Here is a 14,653-nt window from a genome sequence, read left to right as displayed (position 1 = left end):
CCCGTCACGGAGGGATCAGCACTCGACAGAGGCAGGAGGGGAAAAGTCAGCCGCATCGGCCAGTCCTTGCGTCTTTGCGGGGGGTCGTCAACCAACCTGCGCCCTTCTTTGACATAAAAGTTAACGGCATGCAAAACGCCAGGCGCGCTTTCCGGGGCTGCGATGCACGATTGCAATGGTGTGCTGTCTCCCCTAGCGTCATGAACGATTTTAGTTTACTCGAATCCGGGTCTTTCATGCGGCTACCTCATTTCTTCATGACGCTCTGCTGCGCCGTTTTCCTGAGCGCGTTGATGCCCCAGTCTGCTCCGGCGCAGGGCATTGGGTCGCTGCTTGATCTGTCCGGCACCGACGAGAGCTCCGACAGCGACCGGATCGCGGAGATCATGCGCGAGGCGGCGGAAAACGGTGTCGGCGTTGTCGTTATCGATAGCGCTGGTCAACTTGTCAGCACCAGTCCAGCAGCACCTGCCGAACCGGCTGGCACCGCGAGCGAAGGTTACGCGCTCATGAAGACGCAAAACGCGGTGGTGGAGTTCCGCACCGCGCTGGTCGAGCGGCTGCTGGATTTGCCCAATGCTTTCAACGAGGTTGTCTATATCCTGCGCGCCACCAGCCCGTCGGGCGAAATCTGGGCGTACGGGCAGGTGCTGGTCTTTTCGCTGATGCTCTTTGCCGTGGGCGCTGTCGTCGAATACCAGATTTACGGCAAACGCATCGCCATCCACTGGATCCGGGCGGTGACTTATGAGAACCCCAAAGGCTACGCCGAAAAGATGCCCTGGCTGGTCTTTAGGTTCTTTCTGGGTATTGTCGGCATCCTGATCTCGATGGCCGTGGCCTACGTTCTGGGGATCCTCTTTTGGGGTCCGATCAAGGATTCGTCGATCCAGTTCACGGCCAGTATCGTCAACATCGGCTACTTTTTGTGCCGGGCGCTGGCGAACCTGTGGCGGATGATCCTGTCGCCATACATGGCGCAATACCGCATCCCCACCCTGGGGACCGAGGATGCAAAGAAGCTGCACCGCTGGCTGACGACGGTGGCCATCGTGGATGTCTGTGCCATTCTCTTCGGCGTCTGGATCGGCGAGCTGGGGCTCAACTACGATGTCTATGCCTTCCTTGCAGCCATGCTGTCCGGGCTGGTCGTGCTGCTCAACGTCCTGATGGTACTGGTGAACCGCCGCGCCATCACGGATGCGATCATCAACGGCAGCGATCGCGCTTCGCTCAGCTTCATCACCCGCGTGCTGGCGGCGGGCTGGGCACCGGTGGTGATCCTTTACGTGCTCTTTGCCTGGGTCGAGCTGACCTACGACCTGGTGCTGGGTAATCCGTCGTCCATCCCGCTGATCGCGGGGGCCTACGCGATCCTGCTGTCCATCATCGTGGTCTACGGTGTCATCAACTATCTGATTGAGCGCAGCTTTGCCCGCGCGCGCGCCCTGCGAACATTGAACAAGGCGGATCCAGAAGACGGCCCCGTGGATGTCGCGGGCGAGGTCGTGGTGCGTCGGCCCGAGCTGAACTCCTTTGAGGCGCTGGCGCGCCGGGTCGCGGGCATCCTTGCCTTTGTCGCGGGAACGTATGCGTTCTTCTACATCTGGGACAACAACTCCGCCCGGATGGTGGAAAGCGCGACCACCCAGTTGCTCGACATCATGGTCATCATCTTTCTGGGCTACATCGTCTATCACGTCTTCCGGATCTGGATCGACCGCAAGATCAGCGAAGAGCAGGGTGACGCGGAGGAGGCGGAACTGGGCGACGAGGGCGGCGGCTCCAGCGCCAGTCGGCTGGCGACGCTCCTGCCGCTCTTTCGGAATTTTATCCTGATCGTCGTGCTGGTCACCATTGTGCTGATCATCCTGCTGGAGCTTGGGGTGAATGTGGGCCCGCTCTTTGCCGGTGCCGGTGTGGTGGGCGTCGCCGTGGGCTTTGGCAGCCAGGCGCTGGTTCGCGACATTTTCTCGGGCGGGTTCTTTCTATTCGACGACGCTTTTCGCAAGGGCGAATACCTCGATATCGGCGGGGTGAAGGGCACCGTGGAGAAGATTTCCGTCCGGTCTTTCCAGCTGCGCCACCATCTGGGCGCGCTGCACACCATTCCCTTCGGCGAGATTCAGGTGATGACCAATTATTCGCGCGACTGGGTCATGATGAAACTGCCGCTGCGTGTCACCTATGACACCGATGTGGAACAGGTCCGCAAGCTGATCAAAAAGCTGGGGGTGGCGCTACTCGATGATCCGGTCATCGGGGACAACTTCATCCAGCCGCTGAAGTCCCAGGGCGTGATCGAAATGCAGGACAGCGCGATGATCATCCGCGTGAAGTTCATGACAAAACCGGGTGACCAATGGCTGATCCGCAAGCGTGTCTACGAGGAAATCCGGGCGCTCTTTGAGCGCGAGGGGATCAAGTTTGCGCACCGTGAGGTGACGGTGCGGCTGGCCGGTGACAAGCAGATCGAAGAGCTTTCCGAAGAGGAGAAAAAGGCCGTGACAGCTGCGGCGGAAGCCTCCATCGAAGAAGACCTGATGGAAGGCGGCGCCTCCGCTGCGGACGACCGCTAGAGACGGCCTTTCGCTGTCAAAAGGCGTCGGCTGACGCCGACATGCGTTTTGTGCGTTCGCGGACGGCAGCCGGTGGCGCGTATCACGGAAGGACTTGCCTGCCGAAGCCGCAGCGACCCGGATTGCACGATCTTGCGACCCTTCGCCGTGGTGCCATGACATCGCCCTCACACACTATCTTACTGCCAGTGCGAGTTCGCCCTCATCTTTGTCGAAAGCGGGCCAGATGGCAAAAACGGCTGCGGTCATAGCGCATTTAGCGGGCCAAGCTGACGTTTGCTGAGGTGAAAAAAGAACCATATCGCGATACCGGGCGACGCGTTGCCTTGCCGTCATTCTGACCAGGTCGGTGGTGTCTCGCGCTGCCCGGCATCCCATGCAGGCAGCGGTGTCTTTTGCGTCTGGACCGGAGAGTGGTGAGGGGCTGTCTGCTGCGTTGCGTGGCGATCAGAGCAGCTTGAGATCGCTCGCCATTTGCCGACCATCGCGGCCTTCTGACAGCTCGAAACTGACTTTCTGATCATCGGCGAGACCGGTCAGCCCGGAGCGCTCTACCGCAGAGATGTGGACGAACACATCTGACCCACCGCCTTCGGGCGCGATGAACCCATATCCTTTAGTCGTGTTAAACCATTTTACAGTGCCGTTTGGCATCTATCCCATGCCTCCTTTGTCTTTGGGGACCTCCCTGAAGCTGTCAGGGTGGTTTCTGCGCGCAGGCCGGGTGGTGGCCCGGTTCACTACCCTTTAAAACATTGCCTTCCCCCTGTAAAAATCAAGCAAAACGCAAATAAACCGGCTGATTCCAGCGCTAAAATCCCAAACCTGTGAGTAAATGATGCGACTTTATGGTCTGAAGAATTGCGACACCTGCCGTAAGGCCCTGAAGGCTTTGCCGGAGGCGGAGCTGATCGACGTGCGCGCGGACGGTGTGCCGAAGGAGGTGCTGGAGGCGGCTCTGGCCGCTTTTGGTCCGGATCTGCTCAACACCCGCTCGACCACCTGGCGGGGGTTGGGCGAGGCCGAGCGCGAGATGCCGCCGCTGACGCTGCTGCGGGAACATCCGGCGCTGATGAAGCGCCCCCTGATCGTGGCAGGGGACGTGATGTATCTTGGCTGGAGCAAGGAAACCCAGACTGCTCTGGGCCTCTGAGAAGGGATTGGCGGCTTATGCCTCCGCCGGGCGCTTTTTCCCCAAGGCCGCGTCAAGCGAGAGGGGGCCTGCACCTTTGACCACGAGGATGATCAGCAACAAGATCCAGAAACTGCGCTGATCCAGAATGGCGCTGTCTGGAAAGCGGTCAAACCAGGCGCCCACGGTTTCAGGGTGGGCCAAGCCGCCGTGGCCGATCAGATCGGTCAGCGATTGCACGATGATGAAACCTATCATGCCGAGAGCGGAGAGCCGCGTCAGCAGGCCCAGAACGATGAGTGCGGGCAGAATAAACTCCGCCCATGTCCCGGCGACGACCACGGCCAAATGAAACAGCGACAGCTGGCTGGAATCATAGGTCACAGCCTCCATCGCGCGGGGAAAGATCTGCACATAGGCGCCGTCGGAGGGCTGAAAAAGCCCTGCCAGACCGTCGCCCAGTTTGGTCATGCCGGAGACCCAGAAGTACATCAGCAGGGTCCCCGCGAAGACCAGCCGCGCCACCGTGCTCAGCAGCCAGTCGGCACGCGACAGCCGGTCCGTGACCGACGCATAAAGAGAAATCATTCAACCGTCCTTTGTTGTGGGATCCGTCAGCGCACCCGATTGCAGCGCCAGTGTCAGCACCGCGGCAAGATCGAAATCAGCGGTCTCGGCGAGGGCAGCTTCATGTGCCTCACCAAGGGTCAGCCCGCGCCCCAGGCAGTCGAGCCAGCACGCTCCGCCGGGCGGCAGAAGCCAGGGTGCGGGGTCGAAGCCTGGGCGTGCGATCATCACATCCTGCGCCACGGGGCGGGGCTTGGGCGCGCCCTCTTGGGTGTTCATGCGCCAGATATCATGGACGGGCCAGGGCGAGCGCAGAATGCGTACCGCGGGCGCCAGCGACAGCCGTAGGGTTACCAGATCCTCCGGGGCACATTGCAACCGCTCGGCGGGAACCGGGGGGGCATCCGCTGCATGATAGGACTGGCGGATCAGCAGATCGAGCCTGGCGCAGTCGGGCAGATAGCCGATATGTTGAAGCGGCGCGAACCCTTCCAGAAATGCCGGAAAATCGACACCGTAGTGCATCATCAGCGGTGATTTCGGCGGGTGCTCACGGACGTAGACGGCGGCAAGACGGGAAAATCTGTCGCCGCCCACCAACTTGGCAACCAGAGGGAACGCAGTCTGCAGCGCCTCTGTCAGCGAGACGATGACATTGTTGCGGTAGACGGAAAACCGGTTGCCGGCGGGGGCGCGCTGGCCATCCTGCAGACCGGGCGGTACAGCCGCTGCCGGGTCGAGCACAGCTTCGCGGAACCGGGCCTGAGAGACGGTCATGTGACGAGTGCAAGCGCCGTGGCCGCGCGCTCCGCTTCGGCGCGCAACACGGACCAGTCGGGCACGTCCGTGTCCCATTCAACCAGCACAGGCCGGGGGCCACCCCGCGCCAGCACACGGTCCAGCAGCGCCCACACCGGGTCGATGACGGGTTTGCCGTGGCTGTCGATCAGCAAGGGCGCACCGTGATCATCCGTCTGGGCATCGTGACCGCCCACGTGGATCTCGCCCACCGCGTGCAGCGGGAAGGCATCGAGGTAGGCCTGTGCGGAGAGCCCCAGATTGGTCGCCGAAATAAAGACGTTGTTGACGTCAAGCAGCAGCCCGCAGCCCGTGCGCCGGACCAGTTCCGCGAGGAAATCCGTCTCGCTCCAGGTGCTTTCCGCAAAGGCCAGATAGCTGGACGGGTTCTCCAGCAGCATGGGGCGCTGCAAGCGCTCCTGCACCTCGTCTATGTGGTTGGCGACCCGGGAGAGCGTGTCGTTCGTATAGGGCAATGGCAGAAGATCGTTGAGAAACTCCGCACCGTGCGTGGACCAGGCGAGATGTTCGGAAAAGCTGGCGGGTTGCGACCATTTCAGAAGGTGCTGCAGACGTGCGAGGTGATCGGGATCGAGGGGTTCCTCGCCACCGATGCTCAGCCCTACGCCGTGGATGGACAGGGCAAACCGCTCTGACAGTGCGCGCAGCTGAGCGAGAGGGCGGCCACCGGCACCCATGTAATTCTCCGCATGGACCTCGATCCAGGCAACCGGTCCGGCATCTTTGCATATCGCATCGAAGTGTTGGGCTTTGTAGCCAACACCCGGGGCTGCGGGCAGATCCGAAAAGCGAGAAGCGGTGTCCAGCATGGCGACCCTCGGGCCTCATTTACGGTGGTCAAAAGCGGCCCGGCGCGCGTGACGCCGGGCCAGTTGTTCAAGCGCGTTCGTGCCTTAGGCGGGCAGGTCGCGCTCCAGCTCTTCGAGCGAGCCTTCGCGTGCTGTGCCATCTGCCATGGCGGGCAGTTCGATCTCAGTGCAGGTGCCCGCGTCCACGAGCGTCCAGGCGTTGCCCTGGTAGTCGACGGTGGAGGTGCCAGCGCAGGTCGTGCCAGGGCCCGCGGCGCAATCATTGGCACCGGCCAGCGACACGCCATAGCATTTCTCTTTCGAGGCGGCCTGCGCGGTGGTGACCTGAGCGGTCATGGCGGCGGCGACGGCGCTGGCAATTGCGACTGTTTTCATGGTGTTGGACATGGTTTCTTCCCTGAGTTTACGACCTGTCGGTCAGTGACGATGCCAAACTATCGCGTGTTCGCTTAACAATCTACTCACGAGGATGTGCCTCACGCAGGCGTCAGCAAAAACCAGTGCGCCGGTGACCGTTGGCCGCTGACATGTGGCAATTGTTACAGTTTTGGCCGCGCCACGGTGGCGCGACCGAAACTTGATCGCGAAATGTTACAACAGATCCGGCGGGGTCGCGTCACGGCTCAGCAGGTCTGTAACCTCCGCCAGCGGGCTGACGCGGGTCTGCTTTTCTCCCAGACGGCGCAGGGTGACCGTGCGCTCTTCGACTTCGCGGGCACCGACGGCGAGGATCACCGGGACCTTGGCGACAGAATGTTCGCGCACCTTATAGTTGATCTTTTCATTGCGCACATCGGCCTCCGCCCGAACACCTGCGGCGCGCAGTGTCTCCACGACCTCCTGCACATAGGGGTCCGCATCCGAGATGATGGAGGCCACGACCACCTGCCGCGGTGCCAGCCAGAAAGGCAGCTTGCCAGCAGAGTTTTCGATCAGAATGCCAATGAAGCGTTCGAAGGAGCCCAGGCACGCCCGATGCAGCATATAGGGCCGGTGCTTGGCGCCATCCTCGGCAATATAGGTGGCGTCCAGGCGTTCAGGCAGGTTCGGGTCTACCTGAAAGGTGCCGCACTGCCATTCGCGACCGATGGCGTCGGTCAGCTTGAAATCAAGCTTCGGGCCGTAGAATGCCCCCTCGCCAGCGTCCAGCGTATAGGGATGCCCGGTGGCTTTGATCGCGTTTTCCAGCGCGGCCTCCACATGATCCCAGCTTTCCTCGCTGCCCACCCGCTTTTCGGGGCGGGTCGCGAACATGATCTCGAAGTCCTCGAACCCCAGATCTTTGTAGACGGATGACAGGTAGGTGATGAAAGCCGCGCATTCCGCCTCGATCTGGTCCTCGCGGCAGAAGATATGGCCATCATCCTGAGTGAACCCGCGCACCCGCATGATGCCGTGTAGCGCGCCCGAGGGCTCGTACCGGTTGCAGGAGCCGAACTCCGCCAGGCGCAGCGGCAGATCGCGGTAGGATTTGAGCCCCTGGTTAAAGATCTGCACGTGGCAAGGGCAGTTCATCGGCTTCAGGGCATTGATCGACTTTTGCGCCGCATGTTCCTCTTCGACTTCGACGACGAACATATGCTCCTGGTACTTGTCCCAGTGGCCGGAGGCTTCCCAGAGCTTGCGGTTGACCACCTGCGGTGTGTTCACCTCGTGATAGCCCGCAGCGCGTTGCTTGCGGCGCATGTAGTCCTGCAACTCGGTGTAGATCGACCAGCCGTTGGGGTGCCAGAAGACCTGACCGGGCGCTTCCTCCTGCATGTGAAAGAGGTTCATCTCGCGCCCCAGCTTGCGGTGGTCGCGCTTGGCGGCCTCCTCCAGCATATTGAGATGCGCGCGCAGCTTTTCCTTGGCCGTGAAGGCGACACCGTAGATCCGTTGCAGCATCGCGCGGTTCGAATCGCCGCGCCAGTAGGCACCCGCGATGGACATCAGTTTGAACGCATCGCCCGGCACCTGCCCGGTGTGCTGCAGATGCGGGCCGCGGCACAGATCCTGCCAGTCGCCGTGCCAGTACATGCGCAGAGGCTCGTCGCCGGGGATCGCCTCAATCAGTTCGACCTTGTAGGGCTCACCGCTCGCTTCGTAGTGGGCAATCGCCTTGTCGCGCGGCCAGACCTCGGTGCGGACAGGGTCGCGCTTGTTGATGATCTCTTTCATCTTCTTTTCGATAAGGCCGAGGTCTTCGGGGGTGAAAGGTTCGGCCCGGTCGAAATCATAGTACCAGCCGTCCTTGATCACCGGGCCAATGGTTACCTTTGTGTCGGGCCAGATCTCCTGCACCGCACGGGCCATGATGTGGGCAAGATCGTGGCGCACCAGCTCATTTGCCTGTGCTTCATCGGCCATGGTGTGGATGGCGATGCTGACATCGCTCTCAATGGGCCATGCAAGATCCCAATGGGCACCGTCCACAGTGGCGGAAATCGCCTTTTTCCGCAGCGAGGTTGAAATGCTCGCCGCCACGTCTCCGGGTGTGACGCCTGCCTCAAAGCTGCGCGCGTTGCCGTCGGGAAATGTCAGGGAGATCATGCTGTCTTTGGGGGCCATCGCGGGCGCTCCTCGTCAGTTTGGCGCCTACGAGACGCCCGGTTGCGGGTATGTGACCGCTGGATGCGCGTCGTCTGCCCCGCTGTCAAGCATGCAGTGTCTCGGTATGCCGAAGAATACGTTGACTACGGCATCTGAGGTGTTAAATCCGACATAGTTTCCGATAAGAAACCCAGGCGAAAAGGACCGCAGATGCCCCGATTCAACCGCACATTCGAGCTGAGCATTGCAGATGTTGACCTGATTGAAGAAGCGCTGCGCGCGCGGGGCCGGGAGCTTTGCAAGATGCGGCGCGCCTTGTCGGATCAGGATCCTGCAGATCTGCCATCCATTTCGGTGATTGAACAAGATCAGCGCGAGACCGAAGAGCTGCTGGGTCGGCTCCATAACCAAAAGATCTTTTACCGGCCCGGTGCCAAGCCCTACGTCAGCGGCTGAGCGTTTCCGGACCGGTCAGGGCAGCTTTCAAGCGGTGAAAGCTGCGTAGGCCATCAGCAGGCAGCAGAGCCATCCTCCGGTGAAGAGGATCGGCCGCAGGGGAAAGCGTGCGATCCCGCTGATCATCCCGATGCCATGTCCAATGCGCAGCCAAAAGAAGGCGATCGCAGTCCAGAACGTCAGGGCGGAATAGCCGTACAGCTTGTCCACGATCAAAATCAGGATCGCGAAGGGCAGCAGTTGCTCCAACAAATTGAGATGCGCGCGGTGCGCCCTGTGAACCCAGTCGGGAAATCCGCTGAGCGCGGGCGGGCGGGCAAAATCATCCACGCCCTCTTGCGGGTGCATGTTCACCCCCACGATATACGGGATCCACAGGGATGCGGCGATCACCGCCAGCATGACCACGATGCCCAGTTCGGTTGAAAGGCCAGCGGTCTCCATGGCTCAGGCCTCCTCCGTGGCGTGTTGAAACTTGACGGTCTGTCCCGTTTCCAGCCAGGTCTTGAGCCCCGCCAGTGTGCGGTGCCATCCGTCGGCCACGCCTTCCTGACCTGCCGGAATGTCGTAATGCTCCAGCGTCAGCAGGCAGTTATCGCCCTGAGGTTCAATCATGTAGACGAAACGCGATGGCGGCAGATCGACATCCGGTCCGGCCCAATGCGGCTCGAACGTGCTCTCGATCCGGGTTTTGGGGGTCAGTTTGGTCTCCGTCAGGATCAGCATCGGGCGGCCGTCGTCGAATTTGAGAGTGAGCTTGTTGCCCTCCCGCTCGCAGCTGTTGGCGACGAAATTGAAGGCGGCGTTGGCCTCCGCGTCGGTCAGCGCGTGCCACAGGGCATCCTGGGTACAATGGATAAACGTCTGCATCATGAAATCGGGTTTGGTCATGGTCGTTGCTCCTTCAAGCTGGGTTTTGAGGTTGATCACCGCTCGTGCCGCCGGTTGCTGGAGCAGCGGCTCCACCCAGCGGTCAATGGCTTCCTGCAGGGGCAGGGCGTTGAGGTAGTGGTATTTGAACCGGCCCTTTTTATGGGTGACGATCAGCTTCGCCTCCTCCAGCACGCCGAGATGCTTCATCACGCCAAAGCGCGTCATCTCCAGCTGTCCCTGCAGATCCTGCAGGCTTTGCCCCGGTTTGGCGCGCAAACTGTCGAGCAGTGTGCGGCGGGCCGGATCGGCGAGGGCTTTGAAGATCGAATCCATGAACCTCTTATAGGTGATTAATTAGTCACGTGACAATATGGTAACGTAATGGGTGGTGTTTTTTCGCATTGCACCGCCGTCGGGCTTGCGCGCATGATCACGGCGTCAGCAGGGGAATTTCATGCACCAGCCAGAGTTTTTCGACGGGCCAGCGGGGCGTCGCCTTGCCTACCACCGCTCCCCGGGAAAGGGGCCGTGGATCGTCTTTCTGGGTGGGCTGAAATCCGACATGGAGGGCACGAAAGCGCTGCATCTGCAGGCCTGGGCTCAGGCGCAGGGCAGGGCGTTTCTGAGGTTCGACTACTCCGGCCACGGTCAGTCTTCCGGCACATTTGAGGGCGGTGCCATCGGCGACTGGGCCGAGGATACCGCCGCAGTGATCGAGGCGCTGACCGAGGGTCCGGTGCTGCCGGTGGGCTCCTCCATGGGCGGTTGGCAGGCGCTGTTGTTGGGCAAGCGGCACCCCGAAAGGATCGCGGGCATGGTTACCATCGCAGCGGCACCCGACTTTACCGAAGACGGTTATTGGGCGAGCTTCACGCAGGCGCAGCGCGCGCAGATCATGGCTGACGGTCAGGTGGAGCTGCCGTCGGACTACATGGAGCCCTATATCGTCACCCGCCGGATGATCGAGAACGGGCGCGAGAACCTGGTGCTGCGCACGCCGCTCGACCTGCCATTTCCGGTCCGTTGCCTGCAGGGAACCGCCGATACTGCCGTCAGCACCGAAACCGCACTACGCCTGCTCGATCACGCGACCTGCCAGGACATGCGGTTGACGCTGGTCAAGGACGCCGATCACCGCTTTTCCGACGGGCCTTGTCTAGGCCTGATCGAAGAGGCGGTGGCGGATATTCTCACCCTCGCTGAAGGAGACATCTGATGGACCAGCGGATCAGTCTGATCACCCTCGGTGCGCGCGACATGGGCAAGCAATCCGCTTTCTATGACGCGCTTGGCTGGGAGCGCGTGCCCAGCGAGGACGGCGTGATCGCCTATGATCTCATCGGGCAGACGCTGGGGCTCTATCCGCTGGAGAAGCTGGCGGACGACATCGGGCTAATGCTCGCGGAACTGGGGGTTGGCGCGTCGACCTTCGGCTACAACACGCGCACGAAAGAGGAGGTCGCGCCGATCCTCGTACGGGCGGAGGCTGCGGGCGCACAGATCCTCAAACCTGCCACGGATGTGTTCTGGGGCGGCCACCACGGGTATTTCGCCGATCCAGAAGGTCACATCTGGGAGATTGCCCATAACCCGTATTCGCCGCTGCGGGAGGATGGTGCCTTTCGCTGGAATGGGTATGCGTAGCCCCAAATCCATGTGGAGCCTGGAGACACTGGGCCGCGTGCGCCTGTCTCGACACTTCTATATGCGGGACTTCCTTTACTCCGAGATCGGCAATATCCACCGCGTACCTAATGTGCCGCCTGACCCGGATCTGGCCATCGAGAACGGGCGCAGGCTCTGCGAAGAGCTGCTGGATCCGCTGGAGGAGACCTTTGGTCGTCTGGCGATCCGCTCGGGTTACCGCTCGCCGACACTGAATGGCTACGGCAACACGCACAAGCTCAACTGCGCCGCCAACGACAATCCGATTGAGTGCCACATCTGGGATCGGGGCAGGGGGGAGGACGCCATCGCGGGCACCTCGCTGGCGATCCCCTGGTTTGCCGACCGCTACGCCGCAGGCCGCGACTGGCGCGATCTGGCCTGGTGGATACACGACCATCTGCCCTATTCGGAGCTGTGGTTCTTTCCCAAGCTCGCGGCCTTCAACCTGACATGGCGACCTACACCGCTACGCACGATCTCCAGCTATATCGCGCCTCGGGGCATGTTGCTGCGTGCGGGCTGTGATCCTGCCGAGGGTCCCGCCGACCGGCGCGCGCGCTACACCGACTTTCCGGCGTTCAAGGGCATCACATACCCCTAGCTGTGGCGGATGCGGACTGCTTGCTTCCGTCACCAAATGTGCAGCCGCTCGTGCGGATCGGCGGTGATTTGCCCAAAAGCGCCCCCCTGCCATAGGGCGTCGCGCCGTGCGCTTGTGGTGGCGGCCCCGGCGGATCAAGCTGTGGTGAGCGAAGTCGGGGGGCAAAAGATATATGACAGAACGCAGCCTTTTTCACAGGCACTCCCGGTGAACGAACCACTCGTACTACTGCCCGGGCTCATGTGCGACGCGCGGCTTTTTGGTCCGCAGATTGCTGAGCTGTCGGCGGATACCGCGGTCACGATCGCGCCCGTCACACAAGGAGAGCGGATCGAGGAAATCGCGTCAGGGTTGCTCGACCAACTGCCAGCCCGCTTTGCCTTGGCGGGGGCGGGGCTTGGCGGCATGGTCGCGATGGAGCTGATGCGCCGCGCGCCCGACCGGGTGAGACGGTTGGCGCTGATCGGTACGAACCCTCATGCGGAGACACCCCAGGCTGCCGCGGCCCGCGAGCCATTGATCGTGGCCGCGCGCAGCGGCAGGCTGCGGGAGATCATGCAGGATCAGATCATTCCGCGCTACGCAGGCGGTTTGGAGCTGGATCCGGAGCTGGCTGCCTTGATGCTGGATATGGCCGAGGTGTCGGGCGCGGAGGTGTTCCTGCGCCAGTCGCGTGTCCTGCAGCGGCGGCGTGATCAGCAACGGACACTGTGCCAATGCAAGGTGCCTGCCTTGGTGCTCTGCGGTGCGCAGGATGCGCTTTTTCCGGTGGAGCGGCACAGCTTTATGGCCGAGTTGATCCCCAACGCGCAGTTGGTCGTGCTGGACGGGTCAGGTCATCTGCCGACCTTGGAGCAACCCGCAGAGACAACCCGGGCGCTGCGTCATTGGCTCAGTCAGCCGCGCACCATCGGGTCATTTCGTCAGACAGCCGAAAGCATCCGACCTTCAACCTGAGACACACCGCTTCGCTCAGAGCACCCGCGCAACAGCCACTGTTGCGCCGCGCCGTCCCCGTCAAACAGGAGGTTTGCCTTTGGCAAAACGGGCGGCGCAGTTGCGCCACCCCTCGGAACAGCGCTTCAGCATTGACGTTGGGTGTTTCAGGTTGAAGGTTGGATGCTTTAGCTCACACACGGGTGGCACGTCGCGGACCATGTCGGGCGGTCCGAGTTCGAGAGGCCCGCAACTCTGAGCCAGTGCACCATGGCGTTCGATGCCATCCGGCAGTCGGCACAGCAAAGGTACACGCAGCGACGTGCTTTCAGGGTCGCCCCAACTGTAGTTGCGACCTGCGACGGGACAGAGGTAGCGACACCTAGTAACCCCGGTATGGGTCAGGCCGCAGCGTTCTTGTTCGCAGCCTTGCCACGCCTGGGCGTTCCGCTGTTGGCGTCGATGAAATCGAGCACAAGGGGCCGGATGTTGCGCCGCCAGCTCTTGCCCGCAAAAATCCCGTAATGCCCCGCACCCTCTTCGAGGTGGCTGGCTTTTTTCTCGTCAGGCAGCCCCGTGCAAAGGTCGAGCGCGGCCACGCACTGCCCGGGCGCGGAAATGTCATCCTTCGAGCCTTCGACCGTTTTCACGGCGACAGTGGTGATCTTGCCGATATCAACGGGCTTGCCGCCGACCGTGAACTGGTTCTTGGCGATCTCACCTTTCTTGAAGATCCGCTCCACCGTGCTGAGGTAGAACTCGGCCGTCATGTCCATCACGGCCAGATATTCGTCATAAAACTTGTTGTGCTTGTCGTGATCCGCAGCCTCGCCCTGTGCCACGCGGCTGATCTGGTCGGTAAAGGCCTTGAAATGCGTCTCCGCATTCATCGAGATGAAGGAGGTCAGCTGCAGCAGACCGGGATACACCATCCGACCGACACCGGGATATTTGAAGCCAACGCGCTGGATCATGATCTCTTCGAGTTGACCCATTGTCATGCGGTGTCCGAAATCGGTCACATCTGTCGGTGTGGCGTCCGGGTCGATGGGACCGCCGATCAGCGTCAGGCTGCGGGGCTGCGCCTTGGGATCCTCGTCGGCCAGATAGGCCGTCGCGGCGAGTGTCAGCGGCGCGGGCTGGCAGACGGCGATCACGTGCACATCCGGACCCAACTCCTTCATGAAGTCCACGAGATAGAGGGTATAGTCCTCTACATCGAACTTGCCGCAGCTCACCGGAATGTCTCGCGCGTTGTGCCAGTCGGTTATGTACAGATCCGCGTCAGGCAACAGGCTGATCACGGTCGAGCGCAGCAGCGTGGCGTAGTGTCCGGACATGGGTGCCACCAGCAGAACCTTGCGGGCTGGCGCCTTGCGGCCCTGAACCTCGAAATGCAGCAGATCGCCGAAGTCGCGGTTGACCACGATCTCGGTGGTGACCACATGCTCCTCACCGCCGGTGCTGGGGACCGGCGGGATGTTCCAGTCGGGCTTGACGATCATCCGCTGAAATGTGCGCTCGGTCACCTCGCCCCAGGCCTGCATCCAGGCCAAGGCAGGGTTTGGACTCAGTGCAAAAGCAGGGTAGGCTCCCATAGCGAGTGCTGTCGCACCCAACCACTGATTGGTGTTGCGTACGGTCTCCATCAGGTCATATGTCGCCATGTAGCGCATGAGGG

Annotated in this window: 16 protein-coding genes; 7 read left to right on the top strand and 9 right to left on the bottom strand. The window is 61.7% G+C overall.

The window, feature by feature from the left end; all coding sequences use genetic code 11:
- Nucleotides 1–236: 236 nt before the first annotated feature.
- Nucleotides 237–2,579 carry a mechanosensitive ion channel family protein gene (locus Q1A53_RS03435; RefSeq protein ID WP_299962932.1) on the top strand — a complete coding sequence of 781 codons (2,343 nt, stop codon included), beginning with the start codon at nt 237–239 and terminating at the stop codon, nt 2,577–2,579.
- A gap of 447 nt (nt 2,580–3,026) precedes the next feature.
- Here Q1A53_RS03435 and Q1A53_RS03430 read toward each other — a convergent pair whose 3' ends face one another.
- Nucleotides 3,027–3,233 (bottom strand): cold-shock protein, encoded by a 207-nt coding sequence (locus Q1A53_RS03430; RefSeq protein WP_195820234.1) that lies wholly within the window; start codon nt 3,231–3,233, stop codon nt 3,027–3,029.
- Nucleotides 3,234–3,417: 184 nt separating this feature from the next.
- Between Q1A53_RS03430 and Q1A53_RS03425 the strand changes: the two genes are divergently transcribed.
- A complete protein-coding gene (locus Q1A53_RS03425) occupies nt 3,418–3,732 on the top strand; it encodes an ArsC/Spx/MgsR family protein (protein WP_299963074.1) in 315 nt (104 codons plus the stop codon).
- 15 nt (nt 3,733–3,747) lie between these two features.
- Here the strand turns inward: Q1A53_RS03425 and Q1A53_RS03420 are convergent, their stop codons facing one another.
- The 5 genes from Q1A53_RS03420 to thrS all read right to left on the bottom strand — a co-directional run bounded on the left by Q1A53_RS03420 (nt 3,748) and on the right by thrS (nt 8,456).
- Nucleotides 3,748–4,299, bottom strand: a complete 552-nt coding sequence (locus Q1A53_RS03420; RefSeq protein WP_299962930.1) for a DoxX family protein — start codon at nt 4,297–4,299, stop codon at nt 3,748–3,750.
- Nucleotides 4,300–5,055, bottom strand: a complete 756-nt coding sequence (locus Q1A53_RS03415) for a DNA-binding domain-containing protein (protein ID WP_299962929.1) — start codon at nt 5,053–5,055, stop codon at nt 4,300–4,302.
- Complete coding sequence (locus Q1A53_RS03410; protein WP_299962927.1) at nt 5,052–5,906, bottom strand: DUF692 domain-containing protein; 855 nt, start codon at nt 5,904–5,906, stop codon at nt 5,052–5,054. Before Q1A53_RS03410 ends, Q1A53_RS03415 begins: the two co-directional genes overlap by 4 nt.
- An 84-nt stretch (nt 5,907–5,990) precedes the next feature.
- Nucleotides 5,991–6,293, bottom strand: coding sequence for a DUF2282 domain-containing protein (locus Q1A53_RS03405; protein ID WP_299962925.1), 303 nt, complete (start codon nt 6,291–6,293; stop codon nt 5,991–5,993).
- A 204-nt stretch (nt 6,294–6,497) separates the two neighbouring features.
- Nucleotides 6,498–8,456 carry a threonine--tRNA ligase gene (gene thrS / locus Q1A53_RS03400; RefSeq protein ID WP_299962923.1) on the bottom strand — a complete coding sequence of 653 codons (1,959 nt, stop codon included), beginning with the start codon at nt 8,454–8,456 and terminating at the stop codon, nt 6,498–6,500.
- Between the two features lie 192 nt (nt 8,457–8,648).
- Between thrS and Q1A53_RS03395 the strand changes: the two genes are divergently transcribed.
- On the top strand, nt 8,649–8,894 hold the full coding sequence (locus Q1A53_RS03395; protein ID WP_299962921.1) for a hypothetical protein: 246 nt from the start codon (nt 8,649–8,651) through the stop codon (nt 8,892–8,894).
- 27 nt (nt 8,895–8,921) lie between these two features.
- Here Q1A53_RS03395 and Q1A53_RS03390 read toward each other — a convergent pair whose 3' ends face one another.
- Both Q1A53_RS03390 and Q1A53_RS03385 read right to left on the bottom strand, forming a co-directional pair.
- Nucleotides 8,922–9,338 carry an MAPEG family protein gene (locus tag Q1A53_RS03390; protein WP_299962919.1) on the bottom strand — a complete coding sequence of 139 codons (417 nt, stop codon included), beginning with the start codon at nt 9,336–9,338 and terminating at the stop codon, nt 8,922–8,924.
- 3 nt (nt 9,339–9,341) lie between these two features.
- Complete coding sequence (locus Q1A53_RS03385) at nt 9,342–10,100, bottom strand: SRPBCC domain-containing protein (RefSeq protein WP_299962917.1); 759 nt, start codon at nt 10,098–10,100, stop codon at nt 9,342–9,344.
- A 121-nt stretch (nt 10,101–10,221) separates the two neighbouring features.
- On the opposite strand from Q1A53_RS03385, the gene Q1A53_RS03380 reads away from it, so the two are divergent.
- The 4 genes from Q1A53_RS03380 to Q1A53_RS03365 all read left to right on the top strand — a co-directional run bounded on the left by Q1A53_RS03380 (nt 10,222) and on the right by Q1A53_RS03365 (nt 12,993).
- Nucleotides 10,222–10,983 carry an alpha/beta hydrolase gene (locus Q1A53_RS03380; RefSeq protein ID WP_299962915.1) on the top strand — a complete coding sequence of 254 codons (762 nt, stop codon included), beginning with the start codon at nt 10,222–10,224 and terminating at the stop codon, nt 10,981–10,983.
- Nucleotides 10,983–11,411: a VOC family protein gene (locus Q1A53_RS03375; RefSeq protein ID WP_299962913.1), complete on the top strand. Its 429-nt coding sequence runs from the start codon at nt 10,983–10,985 to the stop codon at nt 11,409–11,411. Before Q1A53_RS03380 ends, Q1A53_RS03375 begins: the two co-directional genes overlap by 1 nt.
- Nucleotides 11,412–11,421: 10 nt before the next feature.
- Entirely contained in the window at nt 11,422–12,036 is a 615-nt protein-coding gene (locus Q1A53_RS03370; RefSeq protein ID WP_299963072.1) for a hypothetical protein, read from the top strand.
- Between the two features lie 207 nt (nt 12,037–12,243).
- A complete protein-coding gene (locus Q1A53_RS03365) occupies nt 12,244–12,993 on the top strand; it encodes an alpha/beta fold hydrolase (RefSeq protein WP_299962911.1) in 750 nt (249 codons plus the stop codon).
- A 380-nt stretch (nt 12,994–13,373) separates the two neighbouring features.
- Here the strand turns inward: Q1A53_RS03365 and phaZ are convergent, their stop codons facing one another.
- Complete coding sequence (phaZ, locus tag Q1A53_RS03360) at nt 13,374–14,648, bottom strand: polyhydroxyalkanoate depolymerase (protein WP_299962909.1); 1,275 nt, start codon at nt 14,646–14,648, stop codon at nt 13,374–13,376.
- Nucleotides 14,649–14,653: the final 5 nt, after the last annotated feature.

This window comes from uncultured Roseobacter sp., from assembly GCF_947496515.1.
In the GTDB taxonomy this organism is placed as follows: Bacteria; Pseudomonadota; Alphaproteobacteria; order Rhodobacterales; family Rhodobacteraceae; genus Roseobacter.
Note: the sequence above shows the minus strand (reverse complement) of the source record. Positions and strands in the feature narration are given on the sequence as shown.

Coding starts and splice junctions, on each gene's coding strand:
- Q1A53_RS03435 (WP_299962932.1), top strand. CDS start 237: ATGCGGCTACCTCATTTCTTCATGACGCTCTGCTGCGCCGTTTTCCTG.
- Q1A53_RS03430 (WP_195820234.1), bottom strand. CDS start 3,233: ATGCCAAACGGCACTGTAAAATGGTTTAACACGACTAAAGGATATGGG.
- Q1A53_RS03425 (WP_299963074.1), top strand. CDS start 3,418: ATGCGACTTTATGGTCTGAAGAATTGCGACACCTGCCGTAAGGCCCTG.
- Q1A53_RS03420 (WP_299962930.1), bottom strand. CDS start 4,299: ATGATTTCTCTTTATGCGTCGGTCACGGACCGGCTGTCGCGTGCCGAC.
- Q1A53_RS03415 (WP_299962929.1), bottom strand. CDS start 5,055: ATGACCGTCTCTCAGGCCCGGTTCCGCGAAGCTGTGCTCGACCCGGCA.
- Q1A53_RS03410 (WP_299962927.1), bottom strand. CDS start 5,906: ATGCTGGACACCGCTTCTCGCTTTTCGGATCTGCCCGCAGCCCCGGGT.
- Q1A53_RS03405 (WP_299962925.1), bottom strand. CDS start 6,293: ATGTCCAACACCATGAAAACAGTCGCAATTGCCAGCGCCGTCGCCGCC.
- thrS (WP_299962923.1), bottom strand. CDS start 8,456: ATGGCCCCCAAAGACAGCATGATCTCCCTGACATTTCCCGACGGCAAC.
- Q1A53_RS03395 (WP_299962921.1), top strand. CDS start 8,649: ATGCCCCGATTCAACCGCACATTCGAGCTGAGCATTGCAGATGTTGAC.
- Q1A53_RS03390 (WP_299962919.1), bottom strand. CDS start 9,338: ATGGAGACCGCTGGCCTTTCAACCGAACTGGGCATCGTGGTCATGCTG.
- Q1A53_RS03385 (WP_299962917.1), bottom strand. CDS start 10,100: ATGGATTCGATCTTCAAAGCCCTCGCCGATCCGGCCCGCCGCACACTG.
- Q1A53_RS03380 (WP_299962915.1), top strand. CDS start 10,222: ATGCACCAGCCAGAGTTTTTCGACGGGCCAGCGGGGCGTCGCCTTGCC.
- Q1A53_RS03375 (WP_299962913.1), top strand. CDS start 10,983: ATGGACCAGCGGATCAGTCTGATCACCCTCGGTGCGCGCGACATGGGC.
- Q1A53_RS03370 (WP_299963072.1), top strand. CDS start 11,422: ATGTGGAGCCTGGAGACACTGGGCCGCGTGCGCCTGTCTCGACACTTC.
- phaZ (WP_299962909.1), bottom strand. CDS start 14,648: ATGCGCTACATGGCGACATATGACCTGATGGAGACCGTACGCAACACC.